The organism is Pontibacillus halophilus JSM 076056 = DSM 19796, assembly GCF_000425205.1.
GTDB lineage: Bacteria > Bacillota > Bacilli > Bacillales > BH030062 > Pontibacillus_A > Pontibacillus_A halophilus.
Genome location: NZ_AULI01000007.1, coordinates 190,738 through 205,177 on the forward strand (window position 1 = coordinate 190,738; position 14,440 = coordinate 205,177).

General features: G+C 43.5%; 16 protein-coding genes. 7 read left to right on the top strand and 9 right to left on the bottom strand.

What is annotated here, in order from left to right:
* Nucleotides 1–4: 4 nt before the first annotated feature.
* Entirely contained in the window at nucleotides 5–364 is a 360-nt protein-coding gene (locus H513_RS0108120; protein ID WP_026800294.1) for a YlbF/YmcA family competence regulator, read from the bottom strand.
* Nucleotides 365–448: 84 nt separating this feature from the next.
* Nucleotides 449–1,582: a DUF445 domain-containing protein gene (locus H513_RS0108125; protein ID WP_026800295.1), complete on the bottom strand. Its 1,134-nt coding sequence runs from the start codon at nucleotides 1,580–1,582 to the stop codon at nucleotides 449–451.
* Between the two features lie 135 nt (nucleotides 1,583–1,717).
* On the opposite strand from H513_RS0108125, the gene H513_RS0108130 reads away from it, so the two are divergent.
* Nucleotides 1,718–3,067, top strand: a complete 1,350-nt coding sequence (locus tag H513_RS0108130) for a YheC/YheD family endospore coat-associated protein (protein ID WP_026800296.1) — start codon at nucleotides 1,718–1,720, stop codon at nucleotides 3,065–3,067.
* Nucleotides 3,068–3,134: 67 nt separating this feature from the next.
* Here H513_RS0108130 and H513_RS0108135 read toward each other — a convergent pair whose 3' ends face one another.
* On the bottom strand, nucleotides 3,135–3,530 hold the full coding sequence (locus H513_RS0108135) for a hypothetical protein (protein WP_026800297.1): 396 nt from the start codon (nucleotides 3,528–3,530) through the stop codon (nucleotides 3,135–3,137).
* Between the two features lie 91 nt (nucleotides 3,531–3,621).
* Here H513_RS0108135 and H513_RS0108140 point away from each other — a divergent pair, with 91 nt between their 5' ends.
* Nucleotides 3,622–3,804 carry a hypothetical protein gene (locus H513_RS0108140; RefSeq protein ID WP_026800298.1) on the top strand — a complete coding sequence of 61 codons (183 nt, stop codon included), beginning with the start codon at nucleotides 3,622–3,624 and terminating at the stop codon, nucleotides 3,802–3,804.
* A 38-nt stretch (nucleotides 3,805–3,842) separates the two neighbouring features.
* Here H513_RS0108140 and H513_RS0108145 read toward each other — a convergent pair whose 3' ends face one another.
* Nucleotides 3,843–4,109: a metal-sensitive transcriptional regulator gene (locus H513_RS0108145; protein ID WP_036769564.1), complete on the bottom strand. Its 267-nt coding sequence runs from the start codon at nucleotides 4,107–4,109 to the stop codon at nucleotides 3,843–3,845.
* Between the two features lie 174 nt (nucleotides 4,110–4,283).
* Between H513_RS0108145 and H513_RS0108150 the strand changes: the two genes are divergently transcribed.
* Nucleotides 4,284–5,186 (top strand): PucR family transcriptional regulator, encoded by a 903-nt coding sequence (locus H513_RS0108150; protein ID WP_026800300.1) that lies wholly within the window; start codon nucleotides 4,284–4,286, stop codon nucleotides 5,184–5,186.
* Between the two features lie 116 nt (nucleotides 5,187–5,302).
* Entirely contained in the window at nucleotides 5,303–6,400 is a 1,098-nt protein-coding gene (locus tag H513_RS0108155; RefSeq protein ID WP_026800301.1) for an ABC transporter ATP-binding protein, read from the top strand.
* A 692-nt stretch (nucleotides 6,401–7,092) separates the two neighbouring features.
* Here the strand turns inward: H513_RS0108155 and H513_RS0108160 are convergent.
* Nucleotides 7,093–7,347 carry a hypothetical protein gene (locus H513_RS0108160; RefSeq protein ID WP_026800302.1) on the bottom strand — a complete coding sequence of 85 codons (255 nt, stop codon included), beginning with the start codon at nucleotides 7,345–7,347 and terminating at the stop codon, nucleotides 7,093–7,095.
* A 75-nt stretch (nucleotides 7,348–7,422) separates the two neighbouring features.
* Nucleotides 7,423–7,629 carry an alpha/beta-type small acid-soluble spore protein gene (locus H513_RS0108165; RefSeq protein ID WP_026800303.1) on the bottom strand — a complete coding sequence of 69 codons (207 nt, stop codon included), beginning with the start codon at nucleotides 7,627–7,629 and terminating at the stop codon, nucleotides 7,423–7,425.
* Nucleotides 7,630–7,861: 232 nt separating this feature from the next.
* Between H513_RS0108165 and H513_RS0108170 the strand changes: the two genes are divergently transcribed.
* Nucleotides 7,862–8,056, top strand: a complete 195-nt coding sequence (locus tag H513_RS0108170) for an alpha/beta-type small acid-soluble spore protein (RefSeq protein ID WP_026800304.1) — start codon at nucleotides 7,862–7,864, stop codon at nucleotides 8,054–8,056.
* Between the two features lie 60 nt (nucleotides 8,057–8,116).
* Here the strand turns inward: H513_RS0108170 and fumC are convergent, their stop codons facing one another.
* Complete coding sequence (gene fumC / locus H513_RS0108175; RefSeq protein WP_026800305.1) at nucleotides 8,117–9,508, bottom strand: class II fumarate hydratase; 1,392 nt, start codon at nucleotides 9,506–9,508, stop codon at nucleotides 8,117–8,119.
* A gap of 177 nt (nucleotides 9,509–9,685) precedes the next feature.
* On the opposite strand from fumC, the gene H513_RS0108180 reads away from it, so the two are divergent.
* The gene (locus H513_RS0108180) at nucleotides 9,686–10,603 is read left to right on the top strand and encodes a zinc dependent phospholipase C family protein (protein WP_026800306.1); all 918 of its coding nucleotides are present in this window, start codon (nucleotides 9,686–9,688) and stop codon (nucleotides 10,601–10,603) included.
* Nucleotides 10,604–10,638: 35 nt separating this feature from the next.
* Here H513_RS0108180 and H513_RS0108185 read toward each other — a convergent pair whose 3' ends face one another.
* Nucleotides 10,639–11,937 carry an MFS transporter gene (locus H513_RS0108185; protein WP_026800307.1) on the bottom strand — a complete coding sequence of 433 codons (1,299 nt, stop codon included), beginning with the start codon at nucleotides 11,935–11,937 and terminating at the stop codon, nucleotides 10,639–10,641.
* A 112-nt stretch (nucleotides 11,938–12,049) separates the two neighbouring features.
* Here H513_RS0108185 and H513_RS0108190 point away from each other — a divergent pair, with 112 nt between their 5' ends.
* Complete coding sequence (locus H513_RS0108190) at nucleotides 12,050–12,670, top strand: NAD(P)-dependent oxidoreductase (protein ID WP_026800308.1); 621 nt, start codon at nucleotides 12,050–12,052, stop codon at nucleotides 12,668–12,670.
* Between the two features lie 126 nt (nucleotides 12,671–12,796).
* Here H513_RS0108190 and H513_RS0108195 read toward each other — a convergent pair whose 3' ends face one another.
* Nucleotides 12,797–14,434, bottom strand: coding sequence for a glycoside hydrolase family 13 protein (locus H513_RS0108195; RefSeq protein ID WP_026800309.1), 1,638 nt, complete (start codon nucleotides 14,432–14,434; stop codon nucleotides 12,797–12,799).
* Nucleotides 14,435–14,440 lie beyond the last annotated feature (6 nt).

Here is a 14,440-nt window from a genome sequence, read left to right on the forward strand (position 1 = left end):
ATCCTTATTGTTGACTGCCGTCTACTGTACCATAAAGCTCTTCAAGAGGCTTTGTGATAATTTGGCTAATATCATTAATTGTTTGGTTCAAGCGTTGTTCTTGTTCCATTAGTTTAGAAATTTGTGGGTGTTGTTGAACTTTCTCAACGATGCCACGTGCCTGTTCAACTTCTTCCTCACTGATTTCTTGACCTTGCATTTGCTTTTGTTGAAGCTCAATTTGAGTGTTGCGGAAGCTGTCGAACATTTCTTTCGCTTCAGGGTCCGCCATTACAGCTTCATAAGCTTCTTTCAAACCAGTGAACTCTTCACTGTTGCGTACTGCTTTCTCTAGATCGTATGCTACATCATAAATATTTGCCATGATTTGTACCTCCTAAGTGTTGCTTTCATTTCATCTTTTCCCACTATAACAAACGTAACGACGCATGTATAGGAAAACGGTAATCTAACCAATCAGCTGGATAATAATAGCTTGGAGTAGTCCGATAAAGCCACCTAACAATGCCCCAAGATAGGTGATCATCTTAAATTCACGACGCGAAATGCCAAGTACCATCTCTTCTAGACGTTGCACAGAGAATGACTCTACTTCACTCTGCACTACTTCTTCAAGCTTCAACTCTGTCATCAGTTCAGGAATTCGCTCACTTACATAGCTACCACCCTTATAGAGTACAGAAGGAACGAGGTCCTGTAAGATGACCGGTCGTATAGGAGCCGTGTGTTCACGAATGGAACGGTCGAGCCATGTTGTAATGGGAAGTGCATTGTTCACTAATGATGTCACCGATTCAATGATGGCATCTGCTCCAATTTGCTCTTCCACTTCACGGACAGGCTTCTCCATCCACTTGTCCCACTCTTCTTTCAGCAACGACGTTAGCCACTGCTTCGCGTCGTAAGATTGTAAATAACCACTTATCGCTGGCTGTACCTTCTCCGCTAAGTTTACATTGCCCATGAACGAGGAAATCATGTTTCCTAAGAATCCTTGGTTACCTAGATATTCATTCACAAGTGAGGAGAGCTTATCCTTTCCTTCTTCGCTTGCAACATATGCATCTAAGGACTGTAGGATATAGGCACTTACCTTCGGAAGACTCTCCTCCCCTTTTTGTTTCCATTCATCTTTTAGCACGCTTTGAATTGGCAATGAACGATAGTGGTCCATCGTTTCGTTATAGCGGTCGCTAATAAACGTATTTAGCTTTCCACGCAGGTCTTCCTCTGAAAGGCCAACTGTTGACTGTAAGACCTCACGCAAACTCTTCTCAGTCGTTAACGCCTTCTCCACTTCTTCCTGCGCATAAGAAGTCATCTTCTGTTGAAACTGCGGGTCATCAAATTTCTTCTTAATGCCATCTGGCGTCAGCAAATGTTCGACAACCATTTTCCCTAGCTGTCTTGCTAATTCTTCCTGACGTTTCGGGATGAGCCCCGGCGTAAATGGGAGCTGCTTACCAAATAAATAGATTGGGCGATAAGGTCGAAATAACATCTTAATGGCTAGCGAATTCGTTAGCCCCCCAATTAATGCACCAACGGCAATCATAATCAGAATTACTATCAACACGTTCATTCCATCTACCTCTTTCTATTGATTACCGTTCTAGTATAGTACAACGCGTCCCTGAACGTAAGTCATCGTGACATGTTCCTCCAATTCCCCACATATAATTAGTAGAAACTGAAGTGGATAAAGGAGGATCACCTTATGGACTCCTATGTATATAAAGTTGAATTGTACAAAAGCCAGAAACCTAAACTTATTGTTCCGAAATCTCATTTAGCTACGTTCCAACACGTGGAGAGTATCCAATACGGCAATCGTTCAATCTCGGTTCAACTTCTTACTCATCAAAAGGATGAAGCTACCATCTACTTGTCGCAGGGAGTTAGCGGGCAACTTCTCTTCTCACAACGAAGCACACCTATTTCCATACGAATCCAACACAACACCTGTTTCCTTCCAAAGTTGCTCGGTATCTATACAGCTGGCTTTGATGATGGGCATGCTGCACCACTCGGTGAACGTACACGCATCTTTCAGTCCATGACTGAATCAGGCGCACATCTCGGATTCGATACCGTTGTGTTTGGATACCAGCATGTACTTGCTGGCAAAGCCATTAGAGGATTTACGTATCAGGACGGAGAGTGGGTTCAACAAGACTTTCCTCTCCCCACTGTTATCTACGACCGAATTCCGAATCGGAAAGTGGAACACCATCCAAGCGTTAAAGATATGAAGGAGCAGTTGCGTGATGAAGCCAAGTGGTTTAATAGCGGCTTCTTTAACAAGTGGCGGATTTACGACAAGCTAAAGAAAAACCCAAAAGTGAACTACTTTCTCCCCTTGACCATTCTCCATCCAAGTGAAGAGAAGCTAGAACGATTGTTGCACAAACACAAAAGCTTGTACGTAAAGCCAATCAACGGTAGTAAAGGGGAAGGAATCAAGAAATTAAGCATCAATTCAAGCAATCGTGTGTATGAATGTGAGTACTATCAAGGTGAGAAGAATATCCACCAACGATATCACCAGTTCTCCGAGCTCTATAAACAACAATATCCGAGCGGCTTATATGGAACCATCGTTCAACCCGAGATTGAGTTAATGACGAAACGGAAAACCCCTATGGATTTCAGGGTTCATACCAATAAGAATGAGCGAAATCAGTGGGAGGTCACAGCGATTTGTACCAAGTTCGCCGGCAAAGGCAGTGTCACCACCCATGTAAAACGAGGCGGGTCATTGCATACGCTAGAAGAAGTATTTGGGAAAGATCAGGAGGAGAAGATTAGAAAGAAACTGACTAAAGTCGCACTCGAACTTGCCAAGGCGGTGGAACAGATAGAAGGAGAACAACCGTTAGGAGAAATCGGATTTGACCTTGGGATTGACGCGGACGGTCATGTTTGGCTGTTTGAAGCGAATTCGAAACCTGGCTTTGCCATACTCGACCATCCTTATTTCATTAAAGAGGAAGAGAAGTTCTTATCCTACCCTTACCGATTCAGCTCCTATTTGATAGATGAACATTCGACGCTACTCTATACGTAATAAATGAACACCGCCAACGTACTTTGCCTTAGTACGTTGGCGGTGCTCTTTGAATAGTTGCTTTCGGTTATCTCAGTCTTCCATAGATGGTGGAATACATAAGAGCGTGGTCCATTGCATTATGTAAGGACTGAAACACTTGTTTATCTCGGAATGTATAGGAAGAGGCACTATACCACCCTCTGTATGCTCGAGCAGTACGAAGGGCATGGCGTAGAGCCAATTGAACCCCTTCTTCAAAGGTCTCAAACGAAATCCTCTCTCTTGAATGTTCCACATATTGTCCGTAGGTGGCGTAGTGCATCGTTTGAAGGTAATGATAATTTCCCTCTGCATCTTCTTGAACCTGTTCCATCATTTCTTTGAAAAAGGGTTGATTGCTCTCGAGCGTAAGCCGTTTTGCAAAGTCGTAATTCGTCCATTCAAGCTCGATTAGTGCAACAATTGGGTTAGATGTTGACATCCACTACGCCTCCTTTTCTCTACTTTATGTATACGAACGATAAGCTAGACCAAACTACACGTACAGACTGCGAATAGAAGGAGAGAAGAAAATGAGTAAACCCTCGAAACAAAATGAAGATGCTCGTTCGAATTATGAAATGGATGTTGAACGAATGATGGACGAAGGATTGGGCGGTGGCTATGTTACGTTTGAAGCGAATCATGATGTAATTGAGGAAGCAAGAGCGATCCCAAAAGAGAATGAACCTTATCCTACACCTAAAGACAAATAAAAAAAGAGCAACTCTCATAAAGAGTTGCTCTTCTATATTTATCTGCTCTTAACAAGCATTTGAACTGCTTCTTGAATAATTTGATCCGCTTCATCGTTTCCGTTTTCATCCGCTTCACGGATGCACGTTTCTAGGTTACGGGCAACAATGTAAGCAATGGCACGATCCATTGCTGAGCGGGCAGCAGACAATTGAGTAATGACATCTTTACATCCTTTATCCTCATCCATCATCTTCAGAACACCACGAATCTGACCTTCCACACGCTTCAATCGATTCTTCATGTCTTGAGAATACTCGTGCATCTCATACTCTTCCATCTTAGCCACGCTACTTACCCCCTTCTACTCCTGTTTCTATGGGAACCTTCGTACCCCTTATGGTATAGTATACATGATTCACATTTACATTTAAAGTATTTAATCTGTTATTGTTGATAGGTATGGTATGAATTAAAACAAAAAAAGAGAGGCCTTGCAATGATTGAGCATTTATACACGCTATACCCGAATTTAATAAAGGTACCTGCTCATACGGTTTCACTTGATGAGCGTTATATATGGTTCTCCATGAACAAGGAATGGATTGGCATACCAGCACAAGAACTGACCGACAGAGAAGCTCTTCTTCTATCTTCCTTACTTGATAAGCTAGAGCCTGAACCTGACCAACTAACAACCCGTGAACAAATGTGGCAGAAGTGGATGGAGGATGAAGTGGTCCCTGACAAAGCGACGATTCCTACCTCTTTTCGTTTCGTGTTCTTCTCATTGAAAGAGGAAGTAAATCCCTCTACATTTCAAGAAGCAGTAGAAGGGGTATTCCCTACAAGCATGCCAATCTTATGGGACAATCGGTCTCAAGGCATCATTGTTGAAGAAATTCACCATGAAGACCAGGAACCAGTATCTTACGAAGACATTGTAAACATCTTGATGAGCGACTTCTATATGAAGCTTTATTTATATGTAAGCCCCTTTTACTATCAAGACGCTACCGAGATCTCGAGTCATGCGAAATGGCAACGAATGTGTTTCCAAACGATGCTTCAATACGAACCGAAGCCTGTTACAACGTACAAGGAATCCATCCCTTATTTACACGTAGACCCGTTCACGGCCGAACAATCGAGAACCATTAGGAACAGTCTCCTTCTTCCCGTGATGGATGACCCCGAGCTCATTCGAACAGTTCGTGTATTTATCGAAAGCCAATCAAATGCCACGCTAGCGGCTAAACGACTCTATATGCATCGAAACAGCCTTCAATACCGCATTGATAAATTCATTGAACGAACGGGTATTGATATTAAACAATTTCACGGTGCTTTATGCGCTTATTTAGCCATTCTACACGAAACCAAGCTATCCAATGATGGGTAATGTGCACAAACGCTTTCATCGTTTTTGTGCACCCTGTCCATTTACCCTTTTTGTAAAAGCGTTTACAATCAGAATTGTAGAACAATAAAACGTTTACACATTAAGGGGATGGGAACATGGCTGAATTAAAATTGGATAACATTTATAAAGTATATGACAACAAAGTAACGGCGGTTGAAGATTTCAACCTTCATATTCAAGATAAAGAATTTATCGTCTTTGTCGGTCCATCAGGTTGCGGGAAATCTACGACACTTCGTATGATTGCAGGACTTGAGGAAATTTCTGACGGGGATCTAGTCATTAACGACAAACGCATGAACGACGTAGCACCTAAAGACCGTGACATTGCAATGGTGTTCCAGAACTACGCACTATACCCTCACATGAGCGTATACGACAACATGGCATTCGGACTGAAGCTTCGTAAGTTCGACAAACAAGAAATTGACCGTCGTGTTCAAGACGCTGCAAGAATTCTTGGACTTGAAGCATACTTAGACCGTAAACCTAAAGCACTCTCAGGAGGTCAGCGTCAGCGTGTTGCACTTGGACGTGCCATTGTCCGTGATGCTAAGGTCTTCCTAATGGATGAACCACTTTCTAACCTAGACGCGAAACTTCGTGTTCAAATGCGTGCAGAAATCCAGAAACTTCACCAACGCCTTAAAACAACGACAATTTACGTAACACACGACCAAACAGAAGCAATGACAATGGCAACACGCCTTGTTGTTATGAAAGACGGCCTCATCCAACAAGTAGGCTCTCCAAAAGAAGTATACGACCTACCTGAGAACGTATTCGTAGGCGGATTCATTGGCTCACCTGCCATGAACTTCTTACACGGTAAATTAGAAGAAGGCTTTGTGAAACTTGGCGACATTAAGATTGCTGTCCCAGAAGGCAAGATGAAACCACTACGTGAACAAAACTATGTAAACAAAGACATCGTCCTAGGAATCCGTCCAGAAGACATTCACGACGAACCCGTCTTCCTTGATTCCAGCAAAGATACAAAAGTAACAATCGCAATCGAAGTAGCCGAACTAATGGGCTCAGAGTCTTACCTCTACTCTAAACTAAACGACCAAGACATCATCGCCCGCGTCGACTCCCGCTCCGACGTCAACGGAGGCCAAAACATCGACGTAGCCCTAGACATGAACAAAGCCCACTTCTTCGATGCAGAAACAGAACTGAGAATTAGATAAAGAAAAGCGGAAGGGGGCGTTCAGGTACGGAAGGCATAAGCGAAGCAACGCAGTGAGGCGCTCTTTCCTCACGGAGTTGAATCGCTTATGTCCGTAGTACCTGCCCCCTGCAGCTAGACATGAAAAGCGGAAGGGGGCGTTTAGACCCGGCAGGCATAAGCGAAGCAGCGTAGTGAAGTGCTTTTCCTTCACGGAGCTGAATCGCTTATGACCAGAGGGTCTGCCCCCTGCAGCTAGACAAGAAAAGCGGAGGAGGCCTGCATAGCCACGGTAGGCATAAGACAAGCAATGCAGTGGGGTGCCTTTTCCCCACGGAATTGATTGACTTATGTCCGTAGTGGCTGGCCTCCGCAGCTAGACATGAAAAGCGAAGGAGACCTGCTTAGCCACGGTAGGCATAAGACAAGCAACGCAGTGAAGCGCTCTTTCCTCACGGATTTGAATCGCTTATGCCCGTAGTGGCTGCGGACCGGAGCTAGACACAAAAAGCGGAGGCCTGCTTAGCCACAATGGCATAAGCAAAGCCACTCTCCAACACAACCACCAAAAAGCAGTCATCCCAACAGATGACTGCTTTTTCTATTCCCATTATTATCTCGAAACAGAATTCCCCTCCCATCCACTAATACAAAACCACTCTTATACCTATGTACGATTAAAGTATAAAGCCCTTCGCTAAAAAGCAAAGAGCTTTACGCATCAAGTTCATGAATTGGAATCGTTTCGTCTTCATGACAAGAGGTGCACTGAAATACATGAACACAACTATGCTTTTCTTTGGAATCAGGCAGTCCATCAACCATCTTCAAGTCCTCATCCGACATGTATGCACTATAGTCATCTAAGTAATCTACAACCCTGCCTCGATCTATTAACTTTCCTTCTCCGCATGTAGAACAGCTCGCATCAATGGTTGCTAAACCATTACACAGAGGGCAAACAAACATGAATAATCCTCCCCTCTTTCCTTCATTCTAAAAAAGAGGAACGGTTGCCCATTCCTCTTTCTTGCTACATCGCTATTATTGTTGGTAGTTGCTTCCGCTGTATTGCTGTTCAGCCATTTGGACAAGACGTTTCGTAATCTCGCCACCTACTGAACCGTTTTGGCGAGCTGTGGAGTCTGGTCCAAGCTGTACGCCAAACTCTTGCGCAATCTCGTATTTCATTTGGTCTAGTGCTTGTTGTACGCCAGGTACAACTAGCTCGTTAGAGTTGTTGTAAGCCATGATGTCTTCACCTCCTCTGTAGACATAGTGTGACCCAACCTGATTCTGACTATCACGGAGGGGTAGTGGTAATTTTTACGTATATGTTTAAGGAATCGTAAACTACACAATAATTACCTCTCATAAGTGCTTCGTAACCTCACATACTACAAGTACACCACTAGCACACACGGATGAAGGAGGGGAACTCTCCTCTAACATCCACCAAATTCTACTAAGAGGTGAACAAGAAATGGCCTATAACAATTCAAATGAACTAGTAGTCCCTGGTGTTCAGCAAGCTCTTGATCAAATGAAGTATGAAATCGCACAAGAATTTGGAGTGAACCTTGGTCCAGATTCAACTTCTCGCCAAAACGGTTCTGTTGGCGGAGAAATCACAAAACGCCTTGTGCAAATGGCTGAGCAACAATACAGCGGTCAATAAGACTTACAATTAAATAGCATGGATAAAAAGCCATCAAGCATACGCTTGATGGCTTCTGTATTATTTAGCGTTTGGTGTTGTCATTTCTTCAGGATTTACATATTCCTCAAACTGTTCTTCCGTTAAGAGTTCTAATTGAACTGCAGACTGCTTTAACGTTTGATTATGCTCATAAGCGTGCTTCGCAATCTTAGCCGCATTCTCGTACCCAATATGAGGGTTTAGCGCCGTTACAAGCATTAAGGAGTCTTTCAGATTCTTATCAATTTGTTCGTAGTTTGGCTCAATGCCTTTTACGCATCGGTCATTAAATGAATCCATGCTGTCCGCGAGCAATTGACAAGATTGTAGGAAGTTGTATGCAATGACTGGCTTAAAGACATTCAATTCGAAGTTCCCTTGACTTGCTGCAATGCCAATAGTCGCATCGTTCCCCATTACTTGTGTAGCTACCATCGTCACCGCTTCACTTTGAGTCGGATTGACCTTTCCTGGCATAATGGAAGACCCAGGTTCATTGGCAGGAATAAGAATCTCACCAATTCCGCAACGTGGGCCGCTAGCAAGCCAGCGTACGTCATTCGCAATCTTCATTAAATCTGCGGCTAGACCTTTCAACGCACCATGCGTGTACACAAGTTCATCATGACTTGTAAGTGCATGGAACTTATTCGCCGCAGATACGAACGCTTCGTCTGTTTCTTCATTAATATAGGCGCACACTGTTTCAGAGAAGTCAGGGTGGGCATTCAAGCCTGTCCCAACAGCCGTTCCTCCAATGGCCAACTCACGCACATATGTAAGACTGCTCAGGAGCATATCTTCTGTCTTCTCAAGCATACGATGCCAACCGCTCATCTCTTGTCCAAGCGTTAATGGAGTCGCATCTTGGAGGTGTGTACGTCCAATCTTCACGATGTTCTCGAATGCATTGACTTTGTCTTGAAGCGTCCCTTTCAACCTTTGAAGAGAAGGTACAACCGCTTGTTCCACTTTCAAGACAGCTGCAATATGCATCGCAGTTGGATACGTATCATTGGAACTTTGCGATTTGTTTACATCATCGTTTGGATGAAGGCGTGTTTCACTACCCTTCTCACCCAACCATTCATTCCCAACGTATGCAATGACTTCATTCACATTCATGTTGGATTGAGTTCCACTCCCTGTCTGCCAAACAACAAGTGGAAAATGGTCGTTCAATTCCCCTTTAATGATGCGATCTGCTGCATATTGAATCGCTTCCAATTTCTCTTGTTCCAAGAAGCCAAGCTTATGGTTTGCTTTCGCTGCAGACTTCTTCAAGATAGCAAATGCCCGGATTACTTCTTCAGGCATTTGTTCTGTACCAATTGGGAAGTTCTCTTTACTACGCTGCGTTTGAGCACCCCAATACTTTTCCTTTGGTACCTGCATTTCACCTAATGTATCACGTTCTACACGATATTCCATTCTATTTCATCCCTTTCTATGACTGTGAATTCTTCCCCCACCTCTATCTAACCAAACTCTCTGTCGTTTGACAATTAGTACCTTTGCAGAATAGTAAAAAAATTTATAAGAGTTTGTTGATTTTCCATTTTATTCGGTCATACCCATTATAATAGAAAGACGAAAGGAGGCGACTTTATGCCAAACGTTTGGACCCATATCTTATTTAGCGAAGATGTGCTCGACCACATTCAAACCCCAAAAGAAATAAAACGTGCAGATTCCCATATTCACCTAGGTGCACAAGGTCCAGACCCGTTTTTCTATTATCACTTTCTTCCTTGGCAGCGTGATAAGACGGTGGAGCAACTTGGCTTAGCCATGCATACGAAACAATGTGGTCCTTTCTTATTAGATTTAATTATTGAAGCGAAGGATGCACCGATTGCGACGCAAGCTTATGTACTTGGATTTATCACACATCACATACTTGACCGAAACACCCACCCATACATTCATTATTTAGCTGGATATGAGGCAAATAAGCATCAGAAACTCGAAGTACTCATTGATACACTGATGATGAAGCAGTATCGAAACGTTGATACATGGCAGACGCCTGTTCATAAATTGCTCTATGTAGGCCTTCACCTCCCTACTGCGACAACAGAACTACTTGAACGTCTTATCGATAAACATTACAAAGAAGAGACGCGGGAACTCCCACCGCGCTACGTACAGCGTTCCTACGAAGATATGAAGCGAGCGTTGCGTCTCTTGTATGACCCTTGGGGCTGGAAGAACACCTTATTCCCCACTCTCGTCTCGCCGTTCTCCTATCGCCCATACGAAGATCACCTTGACTTATTAAATAACAACTCAAATACGTGGTATCACTCGGCCACGAATGAACCATCGACAAAGAGCTTTCACGATCTGTATAAGGAAGCATGGGGAGAAGGAAAGCGGGTTGTGTCAGCTACCCTTACGTATTGGGAAAACCCTACTCCTTCAAGAGAAGCTGTTCTGGAGCGATTAATCCAGAATATCTCCTATGATACCGGTAAACCTGTAGAGTTAGAGATGTCCAACCACTATTCCTGCCCAATCCTATAAGACCAGTTCCGAACCTAAGGAACTGGCCTTTTACTCTAGGTGTGTACCGTCACTGTATCCTTCGTAACAGTGGCTTCCTGTGCCTGTTTTTGCCCTTTATCTACATCTACCTTCTGGAGAAGCAGAACCCCAATAATGAAGAAGACGAGTAGAGAGACAATTCCGTAACGACTTGAACCTGTTAATTGACCTACAAATCCGAACAAGAACGGCCCAAATATAGCAGCAAATTTAGATGAAATGCCATAAAAACCGAAGAATTCAGCATGACGATCATCAGGTACCATACGCCCGAAGATAGAACGACTCAAGGCCTGTGCACCACCTTGGACGAGTCCAACACAAGTTGCTAAGATATAGAAGTGAAGAGAAGTTGTCATAAAGTAGCCAAGTGCGACAATTCCAATATACACATAAAGAGCAATCGTCAACGCCCGTTTAGCAGTCATCTTCGTAGCAAGCCATCCGAACAAGAATGTACAAGGAATCCCAACGAACTGTGTGATGACTAATGCCATAATGAGGTCATTTGTTCCAATTCCAATTTCCGCTCCGTAGATGGTGGCCATCTTAATAATGGTAGAGATTCCGTCATTGTACAACCAAAAAGCCAGAAGGAAGATTAATAATTGCTTATACTGTCGCAACTCCTTAAATGTGCTAGATACCCGTGTAAAGCCAATGCGCACATAGGCTTTCTTCTCTACGTTGTCTTGAACTCGCTTCTCTTCTCTTATGTTACGAAAGAGAGGAATGGAGAAGATGAACCACCAAAGACCAACAGAAATGAAAGCTGCTCGTGTCGCTGTTAACGTATCTGGGAGGAAGAATGCTTGAGGCGCCATAATCATACCTAAATTAATAGCAAGCAAGACCCCTCCCCCAATATAACCAAAAGCAAAGCCACCCGTTGATACCCGGTCGAGGTCTTTTCCTTTCGCAACTTCAGGTAAAAACGCGTCGTAGAACACATTTCCACCTGAGAAACCAATCGTACCTATAATAAGAAGCAACGACGCAAAGATAAATTGGCCCTCTTGTACAAAGGCCATAAGAACACTTGCTAGAATACCCATATACGCAAAGAAACGTAAGAATTGCTTCTTAGATGCTGAATAATCACTAATAGCCCCGAGTATGGGCGCCAATAACGCTACGATTAAGACAGCAATAGATTGGGAATACCCCCAATAGCTCGTTGCCACAGCATCATCGACTCCAACCGTTGCGACATTCTGATAGAAGATTGGGAGTACAGCTGCCATCATGGTTGTGGCAAACGCAGAATTTCCCCAATCGTATAGCATCCAGCTTACCACGGGTCTCTTTTTCATCGTGTCCCCACACTTTCTCTTAGAGTACTCAAAGAATAGCAGACTTCTTAGTACGCGCACACATCATTTTCAATAAATTTACAAATTATTTAAGAATAGGACGTGGTTAACCATGAAGATTGCTCTATTAGGCGGAACAGGTAGAGTGGGACGAGAAGTTGCCAAACTTGCCGAAGCCGATGGTCATACAGTCGTCGCGCTTGTAAGGGATGCAGAAAAAGGGAAAACTATCCTCCCGAATGCTCATCTTATTGAAGGAGATGCAACAACGATGGAGTCCATAAATCAATTAGTGGAACGTGCAGACGGATTGATCTCTTGTCTTGGTACGGACCGAACGACAACCTTGACGGATACTACTCCACTACTGATTCGTTCTATGAGTGAACATGGAATCAACCGAATTGTGACGATTGGAACCGCAGGCATCTTGAACAGTCGTTACGAAGAGGACCGCTACCGCTTTCAATCCAGTGAATCGAAACGAACGAAGACATTCGCCGCAGAAGAACATCTTCACGCATACTTCACCTTAAAAGAATCTATGCTCGACTGGACGATTGTTTGCCCTACTTATTTACCTGAAGGCGGTCACGAGGGAAATGTTCGCTTTCTAGAAGATGTATTACCTGAGAATGGAGAACGAGTCACGACCTATGATACGGCTAAATTTGCATACGATGCATTTCTCGAAGGAACTTTCTCAAAGAAGCGAGTAGGAATCTGTTATTGATTCACCCTCCTTACACGTATCCATCACAGCAGCTTGTACGTGCTGCACCTTCCGTCTGAACACCAATAATAAAGCAGGACGAATCCATTACGATTTCGTCCTGCTTTATTTATTGAAGGCTATCTTCTATGAGTTAATATACACCCTAACTTCATAAGGTTGAAGCTGATCAGGTTCGAGAAGGTCATAATTTGATAGAACAAGCTGATCTCCATCTGTTTCATACTCTAGAGGTTGGTCACTGAAATTGGCATAGACAACTGCTTCTTTCCCATACAGCTTCCGCTTGTAAGCAACCAATGTCTCATGTTCTGGGTGCAACAATTCAAATTCACCATAAACAAATTCTTCATGGTGCTTGCGCAAGTAGATCATAGATTTATAGAACGAGAGAATTGAATTTTTGTCTTCTTGTTGAGCAGCCACGTTCACTTCTTTGTAATTCGGGTTTAGACCAATCCATGTGTCATTCCCTTCAGTGAAGCCAGCCATATGCCCATCGTTCCATTGCATCGGCGTGCGGGAATTGTCGCGAATTTGCTTGCGGATAATAGTCATCAGCTCTTCTTTAGAGCGCCCTTTTTGACGTTCTACGTAATAGAAATTCTTCATCCCTACATCGTCATAATCTTCAATGGACTCGAAGTGTACGTTTGTCATACCGATTTCTTGCCCTTGGTAAATAAACGGTGTCCCTTTCATGAAGAAGTAAATAGCTCCTAACATTTTCGAGCTCTCTTTCCAGTATGTCGTGTCATTTCCAATCGTAGACACGCTACGAGGCTGGTCATGATTCTCAAAGAACAACGCATTCCAGCCAATTCCCTCTAGACCATCCTGCCATCTCGACAATGCTTCCTTAATAGCTAGGACATCTACGCCTCCATCTGCACTCTTGTCCCATAATCCAAGATGCTCAAACTGGAAGATCATATCAAAGTACCCATTCTCCTCACCAACCCAGCGCTCTGCATCCTCAATTTCAACTCCGTTTGCTTCACCAACCGTCATGATGTCATACTTCTCAAATGTACGATCGGATAGTTCGCGTAGCCAGGAATCGATACCAGGTTGATTCATATGCATGTCAAAGCTTGGCACATAATCAAGCTTCTTTGGATTCTCTAAGTCGGGGAAGCCATCACGCTTCTTAATGTGGCTAATTGCATCAATTCTAAATCCGTCAATCCCTTTATCTAGCCACCAGTTCACCATGCTATAGAGTTCTTCACGCACTTCTTCATTCTCCCAATTCAGGTCTGGCTGCTTCTTGCTAAAGAGATGTAGATAGTACTGGCTTGTCTCTTCGTCGTACTCCCAAGCAGAGCCACTAAAGATGGACTCCCAGTTATTTGGTTCTTCGCCCCCATTCGCATCTTTCCAAATATACCAATCCCGCTTTGGTGAATCTTTAGATGCGCGTGATTCTATAAACCATGGGTGTTCATCGCTCGTATGATTAATCACTAAATCAAGAATGAGCTTCATCCCGCGCTTATGTACCTCTTTAAGCAGCAAGTCAAAGTCTTCCATTGTCCCAAACTCTTGAAGGATCCCCCGGTAGTTCGAAATGTCGTAACCGTTATCATCATTTGGCGATTCAAATATTGGGCAAATCCAAATGACATCGATTCCAAGGTCCTTTAAATAATCAAGTTGTTGAATAACCCCACGAAGATCGCCAACCCCATCTCCGTTCGAATCTCTGAAACTTCTTGGATATATTTGATAAGCAACCGCTTCTTTCCACCACTGTTTCTTCAAAGCCAA

Excerpts from the sequence above, each read along its gene's own strand:
- H513_RS0108120 (WP_026800294.1), bottom strand. The coding sequence starts at position 364 with ATGGCAAATATTTATGATGTAGCATACGATCTAGAGAAAGCAGTACGC.
- H513_RS0108140 (WP_026800298.1), top strand. The coding sequence starts at position 3,622 with ATGAGTAAACCCTCGAAACAAAATGAAGATGCTCGTTCGAATTATGAA.
- H513_RS0108130 (WP_026800296.1), top strand. The coding sequence starts at position 1,718 with ATGGACTCCTATGTATATAAAGTTGAATTGTACAAAAGCCAGAAACCT.
- H513_RS0108160 (WP_026800302.1), bottom strand. The coding sequence starts at position 7,347 with ATGTTTGTTTGCCCTCTGTGTAATGGTTTAGCAACCATTGATGCGAGC.
- H513_RS0108165 (WP_026800303.1), bottom strand. The coding sequence starts at position 7,629 with ATGGCTTACAACAACTCTAACGAGCTAGTTGTACCTGGCGTACAACAA.
- H513_RS0108145 (WP_036769564.1), bottom strand. The coding sequence starts at position 4,109 with ATGCACGAGTATTCTCAAGACATGAAGAATCGATTGAAGCGTGTGGAA.
- H513_RS0108125 (WP_026800295.1), bottom strand. The coding sequence starts at position 1,582 with ATGAACGTGTTGATAGTAATTCTGATTATGATTGCCGTTGGTGCATTA.
- H513_RS0108135 (WP_026800297.1), bottom strand. The coding sequence starts at position 3,530 with ATGTCAACATCTAACCCAATTGTTGCACTAATCGAGCTTGAATGGACG.
- H513_RS0108150 (WP_026800300.1), top strand. The coding sequence starts at position 4,284 with ATGATTGAGCATTTATACACGCTATACCCGAATTTAATAAAGGTACCT.
- H513_RS0108170 (WP_026800304.1), top strand. The coding sequence starts at position 7,862 with ATGGCCTATAACAATTCAAATGAACTAGTAGTCCCTGGTGTTCAGCAA.
- H513_RS0108180 (WP_026800306.1), top strand. The coding sequence starts at position 9,686 with ATGCCAAACGTTTGGACCCATATCTTATTTAGCGAAGATGTGCTCGAC.
- H513_RS0108185 (WP_026800307.1), bottom strand. The coding sequence starts at position 11,937 with ATGAAAAAGAGACCCGTGGTAAGCTGGATGCTATACGATTGGGGAAAT.
- H513_RS0108190 (WP_026800308.1), top strand. The coding sequence starts at position 12,050 with ATGAAGATTGCTCTATTAGGCGGAACAGGTAGAGTGGGACGAGAAGTT.
- fumC (WP_026800305.1), bottom strand. The coding sequence starts at position 9,508 with ATGGAATATCGTGTAGAACGTGATACATTAGGTGAAATGCAGGTACCA.
- H513_RS0108155 (WP_026800301.1), top strand. The coding sequence starts at position 5,303 with ATGGCTGAATTAAAATTGGATAACATTTATAAAGTATATGACAACAAA.